The 20,946-nt window shown below is 61.3% G+C and carries 18 protein-coding genes; 17 read left to right on the top strand and 1 reads right to left on the bottom strand.

What is annotated here, in order from left to right; translation table 11 throughout:
* Positions 1–4: 4 nt before the first annotated feature.
* The 14 genes from nuoI to CIW50_RS07060 all read left to right on the top strand — a co-directional run bounded on the left by nuoI (position 5) and on the right by CIW50_RS07060 (position 14,121).
* Positions 5–493, top strand: coding sequence for an NADH-quinone oxidoreductase subunit NuoI (gene nuoI, locus CIW50_RS07125; protein WP_089264557.1), 489 nt, complete (start codon positions 5–7; stop codon positions 491–493).
* Between the two features lie 9 nt (positions 494–502).
* A complete protein-coding gene (locus CIW50_RS07120; protein ID WP_068730884.1) occupies positions 503–1,141 on the top strand; it encodes an NADH-quinone oxidoreductase subunit J in 639 nt (212 codons plus the stop codon).
* Positions 1,138–1,446: an NADH-quinone oxidoreductase subunit NuoK gene (gene nuoK / locus CIW50_RS07115; RefSeq protein ID WP_149530596.1), complete on the top strand. Its 309-nt coding sequence runs from the start codon at positions 1,138–1,140 to the stop codon at positions 1,444–1,446. Before CIW50_RS07120 ends, nuoK begins: the two co-directional genes overlap by 4 nt.
* A gap of 7 nt (positions 1,447–1,453) precedes the next feature.
* The gene (nuoL, locus tag CIW50_RS07110; RefSeq protein WP_149530595.1) at positions 1,454–3,532 is read left to right on the top strand and encodes an NADH-quinone oxidoreductase subunit L; all 2,079 of its coding nucleotides are present in this window, start codon (positions 1,454–1,456) and stop codon (positions 3,530–3,532) included.
* A gap of 14 nt (positions 3,533–3,546) precedes the next feature.
* Positions 3,547–5,052 (top strand): NADH-quinone oxidoreductase subunit M, encoded by a 1,506-nt coding sequence (locus tag CIW50_RS07105; protein WP_502707388.1) that lies wholly within the window; start codon positions 3,547–3,549, stop codon positions 5,050–5,052.
* A 25-nt stretch (positions 5,053–5,077) separates the two neighbouring features.
* Positions 5,078–6,514 (top strand): NADH-quinone oxidoreductase subunit NuoN, encoded by a 1,437-nt coding sequence (nuoN, locus tag CIW50_RS07100; RefSeq protein ID WP_149530593.1) that lies wholly within the window; start codon positions 5,078–5,080, stop codon positions 6,512–6,514.
* On the top strand, positions 6,515–7,333 hold the full coding sequence (locus tag CIW50_RS07095) for a biotin--[acetyl-CoA-carboxylase] ligase (protein ID WP_149530592.1): 819 nt from the start codon (positions 6,515–6,517) through the stop codon (positions 7,331–7,333). It abuts the gene before it with no gap.
* Entirely contained in the window at positions 7,330–8,994 is a 1,665-nt protein-coding gene (locus CIW50_RS07090; protein ID WP_149530591.1) for a ribonuclease J, read from the top strand. The genes CIW50_RS07095 and CIW50_RS07090 overlap by 4 nt, the downstream gene beginning before the upstream one ends.
* A gap of 30 nt (positions 8,995–9,024) precedes the next feature.
* On the top strand, positions 9,025–9,429 hold the full coding sequence (gene mce, locus CIW50_RS07085) for a methylmalonyl-CoA epimerase (protein WP_149530590.1): 405 nt from the start codon (positions 9,025–9,027) through the stop codon (positions 9,427–9,429).
* Positions 9,430–9,436: 7 nt separating this feature from the next.
* Positions 9,437–9,712 carry a DUF1467 family protein gene (locus CIW50_RS07080; RefSeq protein ID WP_149530589.1) on the top strand — a complete coding sequence of 92 codons (276 nt, stop codon included), beginning with the start codon at positions 9,437–9,439 and terminating at the stop codon, positions 9,710–9,712.
* A 55-nt stretch (positions 9,713–9,767) separates the two neighbouring features.
* Complete coding sequence (locus CIW50_RS07075) at positions 9,768–10,148, top strand: hypothetical protein (protein ID WP_149530588.1); 381 nt, start codon at positions 9,768–9,770, stop codon at positions 10,146–10,148.
* Between the two features lie 588 nt (positions 10,149–10,736).
* Positions 10,737–12,056 carry a proline--tRNA ligase gene (gene proS, locus CIW50_RS07070; RefSeq protein ID WP_149530587.1) on the top strand — a complete coding sequence of 440 codons (1,320 nt, stop codon included), beginning with the start codon at positions 10,737–10,739 and terminating at the stop codon, positions 12,054–12,056.
* A gap of 76 nt (positions 12,057–12,132) precedes the next feature.
* The gene (locus CIW50_RS07065; protein ID WP_149530586.1) at positions 12,133–13,413 is read left to right on the top strand and encodes a lipoprotein-releasing ABC transporter permease subunit; all 1,281 of its coding nucleotides are present in this window, start codon (positions 12,133–12,135) and stop codon (positions 13,411–13,413) included.
* A 9-nt stretch (positions 13,414–13,422) separates the two neighbouring features.
* On the top strand, positions 13,423–14,121 hold the full coding sequence (locus tag CIW50_RS07060) for an ABC transporter ATP-binding protein (protein WP_116664266.1): 699 nt from the start codon (positions 13,423–13,425) through the stop codon (positions 14,119–14,121).
* Positions 14,122–14,180: 59 nt separating this feature from the next.
* Here the strand turns inward: CIW50_RS07060 and CIW50_RS07055 are convergent, their stop codons facing one another.
* Complete coding sequence (locus CIW50_RS07055; RefSeq protein WP_149530585.1) at positions 14,181–14,480, bottom strand: DUF3551 domain-containing protein; 300 nt, start codon at positions 14,478–14,480, stop codon at positions 14,181–14,183.
* 632 nt (positions 14,481–15,112) lie between these two features.
* Here CIW50_RS07055 and dnaE point away from each other — a divergent pair.
* The 3 genes from dnaE to tsf all read left to right on the top strand — a co-directional run bounded on the left by dnaE (position 15,113) and on the right by tsf (position 20,912).
* The gene (gene dnaE / locus CIW50_RS07050) at positions 15,113–18,595 is read left to right on the top strand and encodes a DNA polymerase III subunit alpha (protein ID WP_149530584.1); all 3,483 of its coding nucleotides are present in this window, start codon (positions 15,113–15,115) and stop codon (positions 18,593–18,595) included.
* A gap of 202 nt (positions 18,596–18,797) precedes the next feature.
* Positions 18,798–19,790, top strand: a complete 993-nt coding sequence (locus tag CIW50_RS07045; RefSeq protein ID WP_149530583.1) for a 30S ribosomal protein S2 — start codon at positions 18,798–18,800, stop codon at positions 19,788–19,790.
* A 198-nt stretch (positions 19,791–19,988) separates the two neighbouring features.
* The gene (gene tsf / locus CIW50_RS07040; protein WP_149530582.1) at positions 19,989–20,912 is read left to right on the top strand and encodes a translation elongation factor Ts; all 924 of its coding nucleotides are present in this window, start codon (positions 19,989–19,991) and stop codon (positions 20,910–20,912) included.
* Positions 20,913–20,946 lie beyond the last annotated feature (34 nt).

Below are 20,946 nucleotides of genomic sequence, written 5' to 3'. Positions count from 1 at the left end.
CACTATGAATATCAGGGCAACAGCTCATTCGCTTCTGCTGGCGGAGTTCGTTTCGGCGTTCGTCCTCGCCATGCGGTATTTCTTCAAGCCGAAGCCGACGCTGAACTATCCGTTCGAGAAGGGGCCGATCTCGCCGCGTTTCCGCGGTGAGCATGCGCTGCGCCGCTACCCGAACGGTGAAGAGCGCTGCATCGCCTGCAAGCTCTGCGAAGCAGTGTGCCCGGCACAGGCCATCACCATCGAGGCCGGCCCGCGCCGCAACGATGGGACGCGCCGTACCGTGCGCTACGACATCGACATGGTGAAATGCATCTATTGCGGACTGTGCCAGGAGGCCTGTCCGGTGGATGCGATCGTCGAGGGACCGAACTTCGAGTTCGCCACCGAGACGCGTGAGGAACTCTATTATGACAAGGCGAAATTGCTCGCCAACGGCGACCGCTGGGAGCGCGAGATTGCGAAGTCAATCGAACTCGACGCGCCGTACCGGTAAGGTGACCAGATGATCCTTCCCGCACTGTTCTTCTATCTGTTCGCCAGCATCTGCGTGGCTTCCGCGGTCATGGTGATTGCCTCGCGCAATCCCGTGCATTCCGTGCTGTTCCTGATCCTGGCCTTCGTCAACGCCTCGGGCCTGTTCGTGCTGATGGGCGCCGAATTCCTCGCGATGCTGCTGATCGTCGTCTATGTCGGCGCCGTGGCGGTGCTGTTCCTGTTCGTCATCATGATGCTCGACGTCGATTTCACGCAGCTGCGCGAAGGCTTCATTCAGTATCTGCCGTTCGGTCTTGTGATCGGCGCGATCTTCCTTGCCGAATTGCTGCTGGTCGCAGGTGGCTGGGTGATGAACCCGAACGTCACCAAGTCGATCACGGCGGCGATCCCGACCAATGTGAGCAATACCGAGGCGCTCGGCCTCGTGCTCTATACGAAGTACATCCATTACTTCCAGCTGGCCGGCATGGTGCTGCTGGTGGCGATGATCGGCGCGATCGTGCTGACGCTGCGTCACAAGGTCAAAGTCCGGCGCCAGGACATCAATGTTCAGAACGCGCGCAATCCGGAACTGGCTATGGAAGTACGCAAGGTCGCGACCGGGCAGGGCCTGCAGGACGCCGACGCGGGGAGCTGGGTCAAATGACGATCGGTCTCGGACACTATCTGGCGGTCGGCGCGATCCTGTTCACGCTGGGCATCCTCGGCATCTTCCTGAACCGCAAGAACATCATTGTCATCCTGATGTCGATCGAGCTGATACTGCTCGCGGTCAACATCAACATGGTGGCGTTCTCGACCTTCCTCGGCGACATCGTCGGCCAGGTGTTTGCGCTGCTGGTGCTGACCGTGGCCGCTGCGGAAGCAGCGATCGGTCTCGCCGTGCTGGTGGTCTATTTCCGCAACCGCGGCTCGATCGCGGTTGAAGACGTCAATCTGATGAAGGGCTGAGCCAGTTATGATCCAGGCTCTTGTATTCCTGCCGCTGATCGGCGCGCTGATCGCAGGCTTCATCGCCATTCTGGGTGCGCATGGGCGTAACCCGAGCGGCGACGAGATGGACCATGCGCATGACGATCACGGTCACGGCGATGCCAGCGCCCACGCGGCGCATGCCCACGACGATCATGGCAACGATGATCACGACGATCATCACCACGTTGCCGAGCCAGCCGCGTTCGGTTCGCGTGCAGCCGAACTGATCACCGCCGGTCTGCTGGTGGTGTCGGCGGTGCTGTCCTGGATGACCTTCGTCGATGTCGCCTTCATGCATCATGATACCCGCGTCGTGCTGCTGAACTGGATCAATTCGGGTGACCTGCAGCTGTCCTGGACGCTGCGCGTCGATACGCTGACCGCCGTGATGCTCGTCGTCGTCACCACGGTGTCGTCGCTCGTGCACATCTATTCGCTCGGCTATATGGAAGACGATCCGAACCGGCCGCGCTTCATGGCGTATCTGTCGCTGTTCACCTTCATGATGCTGATGCTGGTGACGGCGGATAACCTGCTGCAGCTGTTCTTCGGCTGGGAAGGCGTGGGTCTGGCCAGCTACCTGCTGATCGGTTTCTGGTTCAAGAAGCCCTCGGCCAATGCGGCGGCGATCAAGGCGTTTGTGGTCAACCGCGTCGGCGACTTCGGTTTCCTGCTCGGCATCTTCGCGCTGTTCATGCTGATCGGCTCGACCGATTTCGACACCATCTTCGCCAGCGCGCCGAGCCTGACCGGCAAGACCATCAACTTCTTCGGCTGGCATGCCGATGCGCTGACACTGACCTGTCTGCTGCTGTTCGTCGGCGCGATGGGCAAGTCAGCCCAGTTCCTGCTGCACACCTGGTTGCCGGACGCGATGGAAGGCCCGACGCCGGTGTCGGCGTTGATCCACGCGGCAACCATGGTCACCGCGGGCGTCTTCATGGTGGCGCGCATGTCGCCGGTGTTCGAGCTCGCGCCGAACGCGCAGGCTGTCGTGATGCTGGTCGGTGCGACCACCGCATTCTTCGCCGCGACCATCGGTCTGGTGCAGAACGACATCAAGCGCATCGTCGCTTACTCGACCTGTTCGCAGCTCGGCTACATGTTTGTGGCGCTGGGGACGGGGGCTTACTCGGTCGCCATGTTCCACCTGTTCACGCACGCCTTTTTCAAGGCGCTGTTGTTCCTGGGCTCGGGCTCGGTGATCTACGCGATGCATCACGAGCAGGACATCCGGAAGATGGGTGGGCTGTGGAACAAGATCCCGTTCACTTACGCGATGATGACCATCGGTACACTGGCGCTGACCGGATTCCCGTTCACGGCCGGCTACTTCTCGAAGGACGCAATCATCGAAGCGGCTTACGCCTCGCACAATCCGTTTGCCTTCTACGGCTTCCTGATGACCGTGGTCGCGGCGTTGCTGACCTCGTTCTATTCGTGGCGTCTGGTGTTCAAGACGTTCCATGGCGAGCCGCACGACAAGAAGCATTACGATGCGGCACATGAAGCGCCACTGTGGATGCTGGTCCCGCTGGCCGTGCTGGGTATCGGATCGTTCGCCGCAGGCTTCCCGTTCAAGGAGCTCTTTGCCGGTCATCACGTCGGCGAGTTCTTTCGGGAATCGCTGAAGATGAACCCGCACATCATCGAGGAGATGCACCACATCCCCGGCTGGGTCCCCTATGTGCCGACCGTGATGATGGTGCTCGGTTTCCTGATTTCGTACCTGTTCTATGTTCGCAAGCCATACCTGCCTGTCGAACTCGCGAACCAGCATCCGCTGCTCTACAAGTTCCTGCTCAACAAGTGGTACTTCGACGAGCTCTACGAGATCATCTTCGTTCGCCCGGCCAAGTGGATCGGCCACTTCCTCTGGAAGAAGGGCGACGGCATGATCATCGACGGCCTCGGGCCTGATGGTGTGTCGGCCCGCGTGCTCGATATCACGCGCGGCGCGGTCAAGCTGCAGACCGGTTACCTCTATCACTATGCCTTCGCGATGCTGATCGGCGTCGCCGGGTTGATCACCTGGTTTATCTTCGGCCTGGGGGGCCAGTAACAATGGCGTCCGTCATGACATGGCCGGTTCTTTCGGTCGTCACCTTCCTGCCGATCGTCGGCGCGATCCTGATTTATCTCAGCCGCGGCGACGACGAGGCTGCGCAGGGCAATGCCCGCTGGATCGCGCTCTGGACCACGCTGATCACTTTTGCGGTCTCGCTGATCCTGGTGATGCGCTTCGATCCGTCGAACGGCGACTTCCAGTTTGTCGAAAAGGCGCCGTGGCTGGCCGCGACCATCAACTACCACATGGGCGTGGACGGCATTTCGCTGCCCTTCGTGATCCTGACCACGGCGCTGATGCCATTCTGCATCCTGTGCAGCTGGAAGTCGGTCACCAAGCGCGTTCGCGAATACATGATCGCGTTCCTGTTCCTGGAAACGCTGATGATCGGCACCTTCTCGGCGCTGGATCTGGTGCTGTTCTATCTGTTCTTCGAAGGCGGCCTGATCCCGATGTTCCTGATCATCGGCATCTGGGGCGGCCCGCGCCGCGTCTACGCCTCGTTCAAGTTCTTCCTCTACACGTTCCTCGGCTCGGTACTGATGCTGCTGGCCATCATGGCGCTGTACTGGAATGCGGGCACGACCGACATCCCGACGCTGATGCACACCGCCGTGCCGCGTAGCTTGCAGACATGGGCGTGGCTGGCATTCTTCGCATCCTTCGCGGTCAAGATGCCGATGTGGCCAGTGCACACCTGGCTGCCTGACGCGCATGTGGAAGCGCCGACGGCAGGTTCAGTCGTACTGGCTGCGATCATGCTGAAGATGGGCGGTTACGGCTTCCTGCGCTTCTCGCTGCCGATGTTTCCGGATGCCTCTCTCTATTTCGCGCCGATGGTCTGGACGCTCTCGGTGATCGCGATCGTCTACACGTCGCTGGTCGCGCTGATGCAGGAAGACATCAAGAAGCTGATCGCCTATTCGTCGGTCGCGCATATGGGCTATGTGACCATGGGTATCTTCGCCGGCACGACGCAGGGCGTCTCGGGCGCGGTGTTCCAGATGGTGTCGCATGGCATCGTGTCGGGTGCGCTGTTCCTCTGCGTCGGCGTGGTCTACGACCGGCTGCATACCCGCGAAATCGCGGCCTATGGCGGCCTCGTCAACCGGATGCCGATCTATGCGGCGCTGTTCATGGTGTTCACCATGGCCAATGTCGGTCTGCCCGGCACCTCCGGCTTCGTCGGCGAATTCCTGACGCTGATAGGCACCTTCAAGGTCTCGATCGCGACGGCGACATTCGCCAGCTTCGGCGTGATCCTGTCGGCGGCCTATGCATTGTGGCTGTACCGCAAGGTCGTGTTTGGTGAACTGACCAAGCCTGCGCTGCAGGGCATCAAGGACATCACGTTCCGGGAAGGCCTGGTGCTGGTGCCGCTGGTCATTCTCACCATTTTGTTCGGAGTCTACCCGAAGCCGGTGCTCGACATGTCGGCGGCTTCGATCCAGCTCCTCGTTAACAATTACGCTGCTGCAACGTCTGCCGTGAAGGCAGCCGCGCTGCTGCAATGAACGCAGCAGATCAGGATAACGCGCAATGACGATTACGACCGCCGGATATTCCCTGCTGCCCGTGCTGCCGGAGCTGATGCTCGCGGTTGGCGCCATGGTGTTGCTGATGATCGGTGCGTTCAACGGACCGAAGGTCACGGGACTGGTCACCACGCTCGCCGTCTGCCTGCTGGTGGTGGTCGGTGCGGCTGAAATCATGCTGCCCGCAGGCAAGCATGTCACCTTCGGCGGCAGCTTCATCGTCGACGATTATGCGCGCTTCCTGAAGGTGCTGGCGATCATCGCATCCGCCGTGACGCTGATCCTGTCGCGTGAATTCCTCGCGGACCAGTCCCGTCGCATCTTCGAGTACGCCATCCTGGTGCTGCTCTCGACGCTCGGCATGATGGTGCTGATCTCGGCCGGCGACCTGATCATGCTGTATCTCGGCCTCGAACTGATGAGCCTTGCGCTCTATGTCGTCGCAGCCTCCAACCGCGACAATGCAAAGTCGACCGAAGCCGGCCTGAAGTATTTCGTGCTCGGCGCGCTGTCGTCCGGCATGCTGCTCTACGGCGCTTCTATGATCTACGGCTTTACCGGCACGGTGTCCTTCGCTGGCATCGCCGCCGAAGCCAAGACCGGCAATATCGGCCTGGTGTTCGGGCTGGTTTTTCTGCTTGCCGGCCTCTGTTTCAAGGTTTCGGCTGTGCCGTTCCACATGTGGACGCCCGATGTCTACGAAGGCGCACCGACGCCCGTCACGGCCTTCTTCGCCTCGGCCCCGAAGGTTGCCGCACTCGCCGTGTTCACGCGCGTCGCGTTGACGGCTTTCCCGGGCATCATGGTGCAGTGGCAGCAGGTCGTGGTGTTCGTGTCGCTGGCATCCATGGTGCTGGGCTCGTTCGCCGCTATCGGCCAGACCAACATCAAGCGCCTGATGGCCTATTCGTCGATCGGCCATATGGGCTTCGCGCTGGTCGGTCTTGCCGCCGGCACCCAGGAAGGTGCGCAGGGCGTGCTGGTCTATATCGCGATCTATGTCGCGATGACCCTCGGCACCTTTGCCATCATCTTGACCATGAAGCGCAATGGCCAGCCCGTTGAGACGATCAAGGATTTCGCTGGGCTGTCGCGCACCAATCCGATCATCGCCTTCTTCTTCGCGATGTTCCTGTTTTCGTTGGCAGGCGTTCCCCCATTGGCCGGCTTCTTCGGCAAGTTCTACGTCTTCATGGCGGCCATCAAGTCGGGCCTGTTCGTGCTCGCCGTGGTCGGTGTGCTGGCGAGCGTCGTGGGTGCGTTTTACTACCTGTCCATCGTGAAGCTGATGTATTTCGACGAGCCGGTCGGGAAGCTCGATCCGATGCGCGTTGAATTGCGCACGGTGCTGGCCGTTGCTGGTCTCTTCAACGTGCTGTTCTTCGTCTATCCGGCGCCTCTGGTCAGCGCGGCGGCATTCGCAGCGAAGTCGCTGTTCTAGATGGCATTTTCGCTCGGTCCCCGAGCCCTCGCGGCGGGCACGAAGCTCGCCGCATTCGACACAACCGGTTCGACCAATACGGAAGCCATGGACCGCGCGCGCGCAGGCGTGCGCGGTCCGATGTGGTTTGTCACAACGGAACAGACCGCGGGACGTGGGCGACGGCATCGGCCGTGGGTCGCTCCCCGTGGGAACCTCGCCAGTTCGGTGCTGGAAGTTCTTGATGTGACGCCCTCAGTTGCGGCGACGCTGGGCTTTGCGGCCGGTGTCGCCGTCGAGAAGTCGCTCCGACAGATCAGCGTCGAAGCCGCGATTCGGGCGCCGCAATCGGCCGCGAATGACTATCGGTTGAAATGGCCGAACGACGTTCTGGCAGGCGGCCATAAGCTGGTCGGCATGAATCTGGAAGCGGAAGCAGCGCCAAACGGCCAGCTTGCCGTTGTCGTCGGTATCGGCACGAATGTGGTGGCGGCCCCCGACAACATGCCTTATCCGGTTGCTTGCCTGCATGCGATGGGCGTCGGCGCCAGCGCCGAAGACCTGTTTGCGGCGCTTTCGGACACCTGGCACGAGATGCGCGGCATCTGGGATTTGGGCCGTGGGTTTGCCGAGATCCGGCGGCAGTGGCTGGAGCGTGCAGCAGGGATCGGCCAGCCGGTGTCCGTGGACAACGGCGTGCAGACGATTTCGGGAATTTTCGATACCATTGATGAGGCCGGTTGTATGATTGTCGCGACAGCGGATCGCCGGCGAATCCCTATTACCGCCGGCGACGTTCATTTCGGATCGGCCGCGTCGACAAGGACAGAATACAAATGACGCGACCCAATGAATTGACCTTCGCACCACTGGGAGGCGTCGGCCAGATTGGCATGAACCTGTCGATCTATGGCCTGGCCGGAAAGTGGCTGGCGATCGATCTCGGGGTCTATTTCGGCGACGAGGAACATCTGCCCGGCATCGATCTGGTGATGCCCGACGTGCGCTTCCTGGAAAAGGAAAAGAAGAACCTCGTCGGCCTCGTGCTCACCCATGCCCATGAGGATCACTTCGGCGCCATCATCGACCTGTGGCCCAAGTTGAAATGCCCGATCTATGCGACGCAGTTCAGCGCCGCATTGTTTGAAGCCAAATGCGCCAGCGAGCGCAATCCGCCGAAGATCCCCGTCACCGTGGTGCCATCGGGCGGCCGCATCAATCTCGGCCCGTTCGATATCGAGTTCATTCCGGTTGCGCATTCGATTCCGGAATCCCATGCGATCGCGCTGCATACGCCGCTCGGCACCGTGCTGCATACTGGTGACTGGAAGATCGATCCGACGCCGATCATCGGCAAGCCGACCGATGAGCGCCGTTTGCGTGAGCTCGGCGATCAGGGCGTGCTGGCCATTATCGGCGACTCCACCAATGCCGTGCGGGAAGGGCGTTCGCCTTCCGAAATGGAAGTCGGCAAGACCATCACCGAACTGGTGAAGGCCGCCAAGGGCCGCGTCGCGGTGACGACCTTTGCCTCTAACGTGGCGCGTCTGCGCGCTGTCGCTGATGCGGCGCTGGCTTCGGGCCGCGAGGTGGTCGTGGTTGGCCGCGCCATGGAGCGCGTGGTGCAGGTCGCGCGCGAGACCGGTTTCCTCGATGGCGTGCAGCCGTTTCGCAATGCAGATTATTACGGTCATTTCCCGCCGGACAAGGTGATCGCGCTCTGTACCGGCAGCCAGGGCGAGCCGCGCGCGGCGCTGGCGCGCATCGCCAACAACGATCATCCGATGGTGACCCTCAACAAGGGCGACACGGTGATCTTCTCGTCGCGCACCATTCCCGGCAACGAGAAGGCCGTCGGCACCATCATCAATGGTCTGGTCACGCAGGGCATCGAGGTGATCACCGATCGCAATGCGCTGGTGCATGTCTCCGGCCATCCGCGTCAGGATGAATTGCGCGACATGATCTCCTGGGTGCGTCCGCAATTGCTGATCCCGGTTCACGGCGAGGCGTTGCATCTGCATGAGCATGCCAAGCTGGCGCGCGCCTGCGGCGTGCCGCGGACCATGATCGTCAAGAACGGCGATCTGGTGCGCCTGGCGCCGGGCGATGCCGCTGTGATCGACGAATTGCCGTCCGGCCGCATGTTCAAGGACGGCAATATCCTGGTTGATTCCAAGTCCCGTGCGGTGACCGAGCGGCGCCGGCTGTCCTTTGCCGGCTGTGCTTTCGTGGCATTGGCCGTGACCATGAAGGGCGAACTCGTCGATGATCCCGCGGTCGACCTGATCGGCATTCCCGAAAAGAACCTCAAGGGCGAGCTGATGGAGGATGTCGTGTTCGACATCGTCGTCAACGTCGTTGAGAACCTGCCCAAGGCGCGCAAGCGCGATCCCGATGCGATGGCGGAGTCGGTGCGACGCGCTGTCCGCTCGTCACTCGCCGATCAATGGGGCAAGAAGACGATGTGCTACGTTCACATCCTGCAGGTCGAAGACTAAACACAAAGAACAAAAAATACGGAGGACACCATGCTGGGCCGGCTCAATCATGTGGCGATTGCCGTCGCCGATGCGGAGAAAGCTGCGAAGATCTACCGCACCGCCTTCGGCGCTGAGATTTCCGCGACCGTGCCGCTGCCGGAGCATGGCGTGATCACGGTGTTTGCGACGCTGCCGAACACCAAGATCGAATTCATCCAGCCGCTCGGTGCGGATTCGCCGATCGCCAAATTCGTCGAACGCAATCCCGATGGCGGCATTCATCATATCTGCTACGAGGTGCCTGACATCATCGCGGCGCGCGACAACCTGATCAAGGAAGGCGCGCGCGTGCTCGGCGATGGCCAGCCGAAAATCGGCGCCCATGGCAAGCCTGTGCTGTTCCTGCATCCCAAGGATTTCTCGGGCGCCCTCGTCGAAATCGAACAGTCCTGAGGATCCGATGGCCTACACGATCTCGACGTCGCTCGCGGTCTATTTCGTCATCTGGTGGATCACGCTGTTCCTGACGCTGCCGTTCGGCGTGCGCAGCCAGCATGAGGATGGCGAGAGCACCGACGGCACCGATCCCGGTGCGCCCGTGCTGGCGCGAATGGGGCGCAAGCTGATCTGGACCACGCTGATCTCTGCGGTACTGTTCGGGGCCGGCATGTATGCGTATCGGATGGGCTATTTCAACATCGAGAGGCTCTCGAAGCTGATGGGCGTGCCGATCTAGTGCACTTGTTTTTGAGCGAGTACTGATTTGGTCCTGTGTCGTTCGGAGCAGCCATATGAAGCGCTTTCTGCTTTTTCTGTTGCTGGGACCTGCCGTCGGCTTCGCAGTTTTCGAACTGCGTGAAATTGCCAGCGGCAGGATCATCGGCGGCTTTCCCGGCTTCATCATGGGACTGCCTTTCGCCTACTGGTTCGGGCTCATCCCGTCGCTGGTGATGTGGCTCGAGGACTGGTTTCTTGAAGACAAGATGGGGTTATGGCCGAAGGTGCTGACCTCGGCGCTGACCGGTTATGTGGTGAGTATCGGGATGATGTTGATCTGGACGTCGGTGTCGATTCCGCTGCGTCAGATCCTCACATTCGGGATCGTTGGCGCGGTGCAGGGCGCGGTCTGTTCATGGTTGTCAGGCGTCAAGACGAAGAGCGGTGAGCTGTAGGACGCAACGTCATCGTCGCACAATAAAGGCCGGCATCAATGCCGGCCTTTTCATTGCGCTCTGGGCAATGGGAGTCGCGCGCGCGATGAAAAACGCCGCGCTGCTACTGTCGAAAGTTTGTTGAAAAAAAAGAGCAGGGCCGCAGCCCTGCTCGGAAAATTGTGTCGACCCTATTACCCCAAACTTTGGATTTTATCCTTGCTTAGCGGGTTGACGCTGCTTGAGCGCGTCAGGGCTCCTCCCGAGACTTGGACCACCAGACTCTGTCCTTGCGAACCGCCTGAGCTGTGAGTCGTAGCTCAACTTTTTTTGTTTGTCACCAATTTCGGCAATGTCTGTTCAAAATTGAGGCAGGCATAGAATTGGAGTCTTTTCCGCCATCTTCGGAGTGCCCTGAGGCGCTGTGAGGACCATGAATCAAGCCATTCGGCAGTCTGGGAAAGAATTCGCTAGGCGAACGGAATTAAGCCGTGATTGCTGGCTCCATGTCCTAGACTGTCCGGCGTCCGACCCGTTGCCCTTGTGTTTTGGCGGCCGATCCGGTTTCACTCGCGTTCTCCCGTGTCCCTCCGATTCCCAGGCCTAACCATGCGATTGTCGCGCTATTTTCTGCCCATTCTCAAGGAAACGCCGAAGGAAGCCGAGATCGTCTCGCACCGGCTGATGCTGCGCGCGGGCATGATCCGTCAGGAGGCCGCTGGCATCTATGCCTGGTTGCCGCTGGGCCTGCGGGTGCTGAAAAAGATCGAGCAGATCGTCCGCGAGGAGCAGAACCGGGCGGGCGCCATCGAGCTCCTGATGCCGACATTGCAGCTCGCTGATCTTTGGCGCGAAAGTGGGCGCTATGACGCCTACGGGCCGGAGATGCTGCGCATCGTGGACCGCCACAAGCGGGAGCTCCTTTACGGGCCGACCAACGAGGAAATGATCACCGAGATTTTCCGCGGCTATGTGAAGTCCTACAAGAGCCTGCCGCTGAACCTGTACCACATCCAGTGGAAATTTCGCGACGAGCAGCGTCCGCGTTTCGGCGTGATGCGCGGTCGCGAATTCCTGATGAAGGATGGCTATTCGTTCGATATCGATGAAGCTGCGGCGAAGCGCTCCTATAACCAGATGTTCGTCGCTTATCTGCGCACCTTTGCGCGGATGGGCCTGAAGGCGATCCCGATGCGCGCCGAGACCGGCCCGATCGGCGGCGATCACAGCCACGAATTCATTGTGCTCGCGGAGACCGGCGAGTCCGGCGTGTTCTGCGACAGTGACGTCCTCAATCTGCCGGTGCCGCCGGCAGATATCGATTACAATGGCGATCTCACTGGCGTTATCGATCAGTGGACCTCGATCTATGCGGCCACCGAAGACGTTCACGACGCCGCGCGCTTCGAGAGCGAAGTGCCGGCGGAGCGGCGGCTCAACACCCGTGGCATCGAAGTCGGCCAGATCTTCTATTTCGGCACCAAGTATTCCGACGCGATGAAGGCGACGGTCGCCGGCGCCGATGGTGCCGAAACGCCGATCCATGGCGGCTCGTACGGGGTTGGCGTCTCGCGGCTGCTGGGCGCGATCATCGAGGCCTGCCACGACGAGAACGGCATCAAGTGGCCCGAGGAAGTGGCGCCGTTCCGCGCCGCCATCCTCAATCTGAAGCAGGGCTCGCCTGATACCGATGCGGCCTGCGAGGCGCTCTACAAGGAGCTTTCGGCCAAGGGTGTCGATGTGCTCTATGACGACACCGATCAGCGCGCCGGCGGCAAGTTCGCCACCGCCGACCTGATCGGCGTGCCCTGGCAGATTCTCGTCGGGCCGAAGGGGCTGGCCGAAGGCAAGGTCGAGCTGAAGCGGCGCGACGACGGTTCGCGTGAGAACATCAGTGCCGCCGAGGTCGTCGCAAAGCTGACGTCCTGAGAACTTATCCACTGCGTGATCGCCGCATCGCTCACGATACGGCTAGAATAAGCCCGATTCGTATGGGAGTCGGGCGATGGATGATGCCATGAGCGAGCCAGTTCGAACCCCACCTTTCGCCGCCTTCGAATGGCTGCTGTCCGGACGCTATCTCCGTGCACGCCGTAAAGAGGGATTCATCTCCGTCATTGCCGGCTTCTCGTTCCTGGGCATCATGCTCGGCGTCGCCACGCTGATCATCGTGATGGCCGTGATGAACGGCTTCCGGAAGGAGCTGCTCGACAAGATCCTGGGTCTCAACGGGCATCTGCTGGTACAGCCACTGGAAAGTCCTCTGACCGACTGGAAGGATGTCGCCGACCGCATCAGCGGCGTGAATGGCATTCGTCTCGCGGCGCCGGTTGTGGATGGCCAAGGACTAGGATCATCCGCGTTCGGTGCTGCCGGCATCTTTATCCGGGGTATCCGCTCTGGCGATCTCAATAATCTCACGTCGATCGCCAAGAACATCAAGCAGGGCACGCTCGAGGGCTTCGATGACGGGCAGGGTGTCGCGATCGGTCGGCGGCTGGCTGATCAGCTCTCGATTCACGCTGGCGACATGATCACGTTGATCTCGCCAAAGGGGGCGGTGACCCCGATGGGTACGACGCCGCGCATCAAGCCCTACAAGGTTGCTGCCGTCTTCGAGATCGGCATGTCCGAATATGACTCGACCTTCGTGTTCATGCCATTGGCCGAGGCGCAGACATACTTCAATCGCCCCTCTGACGTGACCTCCATCGAGGTCTACACCAACAATCCCGACAGGATCGACGAGTATCGCAAGCTCGTGACCGAGGCGGCCGGGCGGCCGATCTTCATCGTCGATTGGCGGCAGCGCAATTCGACCTTCTTCAATGCGCTGCAGGTCGAGCGCAACGTCATGTTCCTGATCCTGACGCTGATCGTGCTGGTGGCGGCGCTGAATATCGTCTCCGGCCTGATCATGCTGGTGAAGGACAAGGGGAGCGATATCGCCATCCTCCGCACCATGGGTGCCTCTCAGGGCTCGATCATGCGCGTCTTCCTGATCACGGGTGCCGCGATAGGCGTGGTCGGCACGCTGGTCGGGTTCATTGTCGGGCTTCTGGTCTGCTTCAATATCGAGTCGATCCGGCAATTCATCTCGTGGATGACATCCACGGAGCTGTTCTCGCCGGAGCTGTATTTCCTGTCCAAGCTGCCTGCCGAGGTCGATGTGGGCGAGACCAGCGCAGTCGTGATCATGGCGCTGACGCTGTCGTTCCTTGCCACCCTGTATCCGTCGTGGCGTGCCGCGCGCCTCGATCCCGTCGATGCGCTAAGATACGAGTGAGTGACTGACATGGCGCAAGGGGCAGATGATGTACCGGTGGTCTATCTCCACGATATCAAGCGGCAATACACCCAGGGCGAAACCGTTCTGACCATCCTCGACAATGCGAAGCTGGCCTTGTGGGCGGGGCAGTCGGTGGCGCTTGTGGCACCGTCCGGCTCGGGCAAATCGACGCTGCTGCATATTGCCGGTCTGCTCGAGAGCCCGGATGACGGCGAGGTGTATGTCGGCGGCACCGCGACCTCGGGCCTGTCGGACACCGAGCGTACCCAGATCCGCCGCACCGATATCGGTTTCGTCTACCAGTCGCATCGGTTGCTGCCGGAATTCACCGCGCTGGAAAACGTCATGCTGCCGCAGATGATCCGCGGCTTGAAACGCTCCGAGACGGTCGCCCGCGCCAAGGAAATCTTGGCCTATCTGGGTCTGGCCGAACGCATCACCCATCGCCCTGCGGAGCTGTCGGGCGGCGAGCAGCAGCGCGTTGCGATTGCCCGCGCGGTGGCCAATGCACCGCGCGTGTTGTTCGCTGACGAGCCGACGGGAAATCTCGATCCGCACACCGCCGATCACGTCTTCAAGGCGCTGATGCAGCTGGTGAAGGCGACCAAGGTGGCGATGCTGATCGCGACACACAACATGGAACTGGCTGGCCGCATGGACCGGCGGGTGTCGCTGGAAAACGGCAAAGTCGTCGAACTCGACTGACCCTGCCGCTTGTCTCATTTGAGAGAGAAAATGCGAAGCGCCGCGAACGGCGCCGTCGCTCAGTAGCTGCTCTTACGCTTGCGCTTCGCGCGCGGCTTCTGCGGCGCGTAGGTTTGTGCATAGGCCAGCGCCGGATTGGCGAAGCAGGTCAGGCCTATGCCCGATGCCGTCGCTGCGCACTGCGCATAGGTGCGGTAGCTGCAGTCGTCGTCATCATAGAGTGAGCGCATGCAGAATGGATAACCGCTCGGCGTATTGAACGAGAACGGGCCGGGATCGGTGCGCTGTGCTGCGGCGGGCGTGACGGTGAGGGCCGAAAGGGCGCCGAGGGCGACCAGAGCAAGCAGGGCTGCGCGCATCGAATTCTCCTGCCGACTCAGATAGCCGGCTGCATGTGATCTCTGACCGGCACAAAGCCGGTCTGACCGGTATTCGTCAACTCACAAAGCCGGATTCCGCTCCGCATCTGGCGCCGGAAACATGTCGTAACGGGACCTGGTCGGCGCGTGCGACGCAATACCGCGCAACCGATCGCGGCGAGGGAAGGCGTCGGCTGGCCGGGCGCAAAGAGTGCCGGCCTGCCGTTTTAACCATCCCGAATATGAAGCGTGATGCGCCCGGATCGCCTGCTTGACTAAAGGAACAAAATGAGAACAATGTTCTTCATATGTTCCAGAGATCACGGAGGCCACCATGCTGAAGACCTTTGTTGAAGAAGCCGCTGCACTGGCATCGATCGTTCTGTTCGTCGGCATGATTGCGGTCTGGGCGCAGCTGATCCCCCAGCTGTGATCCTGCTCCGGGACGCTGGCTGCGAAGCCGGCGCCGGGACTGATAAGCATTCCCCCGGGAATGCGGGGACGTTTCCGGACCTGAGCGGGTTTCACGTGGACTCCTCCAGGAGCAGGCATCACGATGATGTTGCGAGTCGGCCCAAACGGGCCGCCGCAATCCTCATCAATGACTGCCAAGTTCCGGATTGCCCCACGCCATGAGTCAGAAGCCTGCCGCCGCGTCGAATGCCGGATTCGTACACCTCCACGTGCATTCGGCCTATTCGCTGCTGAAGGGCTCCATCAAGATCCAGAAGCTCGTCGACCTGGCCAAGGCCGACCACCAGCCGGCGCTGGCGCTGACCGACAGCGACAACATGTTCGGCGCGCTGGAATTCTCCGAGAAGCTGGTGGGCTACGGCATCCAGCCGATCACCGGCTGCGAGATCGCCATCGATTTCGGCGACCAGGATCCCAATGCCCGCAATGCGCTGAACGCGGTGATGCCGCGCATTGTGCTGCTGGCTGCCAAGGAGCGCGGCTACAACAGTCTGATGAAGCTCAATTCCCGTGCGTTCCTGGAGACGCCGGCGAACCAGACCCCGCATATCAAGCTGGAATGGCTGCTAGGCGAGACCGAGGACCTGATCGCGCTGACCGGGGGGCCCGATGGCCCGCTGAACCAGGCGCTGGTCGCGGATCACTCGGCGCTGGCGACAACCCGCTGCGACCAGCTGGCCGATTTGTTCGGCGATCGTTTGTATATCGAATTGCAGCGCCACGGTGTCGAGAAGGAGCGCCGCGCCGAAGCGGGGCTGATCGATCTTGCTTACGCCAAGGGCATTCCCCTCGTGGCGACCAACGAGCCGTATTTCGCTGCTGCCGACGACTACGAAGCCCATGACGCACTGCTGTGCATTGCTGGCGGCAGGATCATCGCCGAGACCGATCGCGAGCAACTGACTGCGGACCATCGCTTCAAGACCCGCGCGGAAATGGCTGTCCTGTTCGCGGATATACCAGAGGCTTTGGCATCGACGGTCGAGATCGCCGAACGCTGTTCCTACCGGCCACGGACGCGCAAGCCGATCCTGCCGCGCTTCACGGTAGGCGCCGGCAGCAATGCCGAAGCTGCGGCGCAGGAGGAGGCCGACGAACTGAAGCGACAAGCCCTGGAGGGGCTGCGCAAGCGCCTCGACGTTCACGGCATGGCGCAGGGCCTGAGCCAGGAAGACTACGACAAGCGCCTCGATTTCGAGCTGAACGTCATCACCCGCATGAATTATGCGGGCTACTTCCTGATCGTGTCCGACTTTATCAAATGGGCCAAGCTTCAGGGCATTCCGGTGGGACCGGGGCGTGGTTCGGGCGCGGGCTCGCTGGTTGCCTATGTGCTGACCATCACCGACCTCGATCCGCTGCAATTTGGGCTGCTGTTCGAACGCTTCCTCAATCCGGAACGCGTGTCGATGCCCGACTTTGATATCGACTTCTGCCAGGATCGTCGTGGCGAGGTGATCAACTATGTGCAGCAGCGCTACGGCCGCGATCAGGTGGCGCAGATCATCACCTTCGGAACGCTGCAGGCGCGCGGCGTGCTGCGCGACGTCGGCCGTGTGCTGCAGATGCCCTATGGCCAGGTCGACAAGCTGACCAAGCTGGTGCCGCAGAATCCGGCGGCGCCGGTGACGCTGGCGCAGGCAATCGAGTCCGAGCCCAAACTACAGGCGTTCCGCGACGAGGATCCGATCGTCGCCAAGGCTTTCGACATCGCGCAGCGCCTCGAAGGCCTGACGCGCCACGCCTCGACCCACGCCGCAGGCATCGTGATCGGCGATCGGCCGCTGTCGCAACTGGTGCCGATGTATCGCGACCCGAAGTCGGACATGCCGGTGACCCAGTTCAACATGAAATGGGTCGAGCCTGCGGGCCTGGTGAAGTTCGACTTCCTCGGCCTCAAGACGCTCACGGTGCTCGATGTCGCCGTGAAACTGTTGAAGCAGCGTGACATCCATGTCGATCTTCCGACGCTGCCCATCACCGACGCCAAAAGCTACGAGATGCTGGCGCGCGGCGATGTGGTCGGGGTGTTCCAGGTGGAAAGCCAGGGCATGCGGCGCGCGCTGATCGATATGCGGCCCGACCGCCTCGAGGATATCATCGCGCTGGTCGCGCTGTATCGTCCTGGCCCGATGGCAAACATCCCGACCTATTGCGCGCGCAAACACGGCGACGAAGAGCCGGAATATCTGCATCCGATCATCGAGCCGATCCTGAAGGAAACCTTCGGCGTCATCATCTATCAGGAACAGGTGATGCAGGTCGCGCAGGTCATGGCCGGCTATTCGCTGGGTGACGCTGACCTGCTGCGCCGCGCGATGGGTAAGAAGATCCGCGCCGAAATGGAAAAGCAGCGCGAGATCTTCGTCGCGGGCTCGGTCAAAAATGGCGTGCCGAAGGCCCAGGCCGACACGATCTTCGATCTGCTCGCCAAGTTCGCCGACTACGGCTTCAACAAGAGCCACGCTGCAGCCTATGCGCTGGTGTCGTATCACACCGCCTATATGAAGGCGCATTATCCGGTGGAGTTCATCGCGGCGTCGATGACGCTCGACATGGGTAATACCGACAAGCTGTCCGAATTCCGCGCCGAGGCACAGCGGCTGGGCATCAAGGTGGAGGCTCCGAACATCAATCGTTCAGGCGTGACTTTTGAGGTGTCCGAGAACACGATTTACTACGCGCTCGCAGCGCTCAAGGGGGTCGGTGCCGGCGCGGTCGAACAGATCGTCGAGGAGCGTAACAAGAACGGGCTGTTCACCTCGCTCGCCGACTTTGCCTCACGTGTCAGTCCGCGCGCCGTCAACAAACGCATCATCGAAACACTCGCTGCGGCCGGTGCCTTCGATACGCTCGATTCGCATCGCGCCCGCGTGCACGGCGGAGCGGATGCTATTTTGGCCGCCTGCCAAAGCGCCCACGTGGATACGACAATCGGTCAGGGGAACATGTTCGGTGGCGCGGCCGACGCTCCGACGATCATGCTGCCGCAGATCGACAACTGGTTGGCGGCCGACAAGCTGCGCAAGGAATATGATGCGATCGGTTTCTTCCTGTCCGGCCATCCGCTCGACGATTACGCCACCGCGCTGAAGCGGCTGCGGGTGCAGAGCTGGGCCGAGTTCTGCCGCGCCGTCAAAACTGGTGCGACCGCAGGCAGGGTGGCGGCTACGGTGGTGTCGCGGATGGAGCGGCGCACCAAGACCGGCAACAAGATGGGTATCATGGGCCTGTCCGACCCGACCGGGCATTTCGAGGCGGTGCTATTCTCGGAGGGGCTCGCCCAATACCGTGACGTGCTGGAACCGGGTACCGCGGTGCTGTTGCAACTCGGTGCCGAGCTGCAGGGCGAGGACGTTCGTGCCCGGGTGCTCCATGCCGAGCCTTTGGACGCTGCCGCAGCCAAGACGCAAAAGGGTCTCAGGGTGACCATGAAGGATACCAAATCACTGGATTCATTGGTAAAGCGTCTTCAACCCCAGCCCGGCAATGTGGCAGGCGGCGGCGATGTCTCGCTGGTGCTGCGGCTGGATCTGCAGACCGAAGTCGAGTTCAAGCTTGAGGGCCGCTTCATGGTCTCGCCGCAGATCGCCGGCGCTATCAAGGCGGTTTCGGGCGTCGAAATGGTCGAAACGCTGTAAGCCGGCCGCACGCGCGGTAAACCGGCGGAAGCTGCCGGATTTTCTTGCTTATCTCGGGAATCCGGCTATATACCGCGCCATCTCACACGGAAGCATGGCTTAATCGCCGTCCGGTGGCATCCGGGCCTCAGGCAGGAATCGTCCTGTCCGAACGCCTTGTTGCTCACACGCTTCCGGAGGAAACAACCGGAGAATTGATACTATGGCACTACCCGAATTTTCTATGCGTCAACTGCTCGAAGCTGGCGTCCACTTTGGTCACCAGTCGCACCGCTGGAATCCGAAGATGGCGGATTACATTTTCGGCGCACGCAACAACATCCACATCATCGACCTCGCGCAGACCGTGCCTTTGCTGCACACCGCGCTGAAGGCTGTAAGCGATACTGTCGCCAAGGGCGGCCGTATCCTGTTCGTCGGCACCAAGCGCCAGGCCCAGGACGTCGTTGCTGAAGCTGCAAAGCGTTCGGCGATGTACTTCGTCAATTCGCGTTGGCTCGGCGGCACGCTGACCAACTGGAAGACCATCTCCGGCTCGATCAAGCGTCTGCGTCATCTCGACGAAGTGCTGAACTCCGGCGACGCATCGGCTTACACGAAGAAGGAGCGTTTGACGCTGCAGCGCGAGCGCGACAAGCTCGACCGTTCGCTTGGCGGCATCAAGGACATGGGCGGTCTGCCCGACCTGATCTTCGTGATCGACACCAACAAGGAAGACATTGCGATCCAGGAAGCTCAGCGTCTGGGCATCCCGGTGGCGGCGATCGTCGACACCAACTCGGATCCGAAGGGCATCACCTATGTGGTCCCGGGTAACGACGACGCCGGTCGCGCGCTGTCGCTGTACTGCGACCTGATCGCACGCGCCGTTATCGACGGTATCTCGCGCGCCCAGGGCGACTCGGGCTTCGACATCGGTGCCTCGGCTGCGCCGATCGCTGAAGCTGTTCCGGCTCCGGAAGCTGGCTTCCAGGGCCTGGCCGGTCCGCGCGGTACCGCCGACGATCTCAAGAAGCTCACCGGCGTGTCCGGCGCGATCGAGAAGAAGTTCAACGACCTCGGCATCTTCCACTTCTGGCAGCTGGCCGAACTCGATCACGACAACGCGCACAAGATCGGCGAAGAAGTTGGTCTTCCGGCCCGTGCCGATGGCTGGGTTGCCCAGGCCAAGGCAATGACGGCGGAAGCCGAGTAACGCGCAGGCGCGATCCCGGAACCGGTTTTTCGGTTCCGGCCATGATCGTGCCGTAGCGAAGGCCAAGAAAATCGTGCGGCCGTCATTCCGGCCGCACTTTCCATCTCTACACTTCACTCGATGATAGTTCCTGCGGCGTTATGCGATTCATCAGCACCGGCTGGCTCGCAGGCGCCCTGACAGGCAAAGGGTTCAACGATGGCAACAATTACTGCAGCGATGGTCAAGGACCTCCGCGAGACCACCGGCGTCGGCATGATGGATTGCAAAAACGCGCTGGCCGCCAATGACGGCGACATGCAGGCGTCTATCGACTGGCTGCGTGCGAAGGGCCTGTCCAAGGCCGCCAAGAAGTCCGACCGCATTGCCGCCGAAGGCCTGATCGGCCTTGTTACCGCCGGCACCAAGGGCGTTGTCGTCGAGGTCAATTCCGAGACCGACTTCGTGGCGCGCAACGATCAGTTCCAGGGGCTGGTCAAGATGATCGCCCAGGTTGCGCTCAAGGTTGGCGCCGATGTTGACGCCATCAAGGCGCACAAGATCGGCGACGCCACTGTCGAGACAGCGATCACCGAAGCCATCGCTACCATCGGCGAGAACATGACGCTGCGTCGCGCCGCTACGCTGGAAGTCAGCGCCGGTGTGGTGTCAAGCTACGTCCACAATGCGGTCATCGATGGCCTCGGCAAGATGGGCATCATCGTCGCGCTGGAATCCACCGGCAAGGCCGATGAACTGGCCACCCTCGGCAAGCAGATCGCGATGCATGTCGCCGCTGCCAATCCGCAGGCGCTGGACTCCGCGTCGCTCGATCCCGTGGTTGTGGCGCGCGAAAAGGAAGTCATGGCCGACAAGTATCGTCAGCAGGGCAAGCCGGACGCGATGATCGAGAAGATCGTCGAGAACGGCCTGAAGACCTACTACAAGGAAGTCTGCCTGCTCGATCAAGCCTTCATCCACGACACCGGCAAGTCGGTGGCGCAGGCTGTGAAGGAAGCTGAAGGCAAGGTCGGCGCGCCGATCAAGCTGACCGGCTTCGTGCGTTACGCGCTCGGCGAAGGCATCGAGAAGGCCACGTCGGACTTCGCAGCCGAAGTTGCTGCCGCCAGCGGCCAGAAGTAAGACTGCAAGTTACCGAAAAATACGAAAAGACCTC

It is taken from the genome of Tardiphaga sp. P9-11 (assembly GCF_008329525.1).
In the GTDB taxonomy this organism is placed as follows: Bacteria; Pseudomonadota; Alphaproteobacteria; order Rhizobiales; family Xanthobacteraceae; genus Tardiphaga.
Note: the sequence above shows the minus strand (reverse complement) of the source record. Positions and strands in the feature narration are given on the sequence as shown.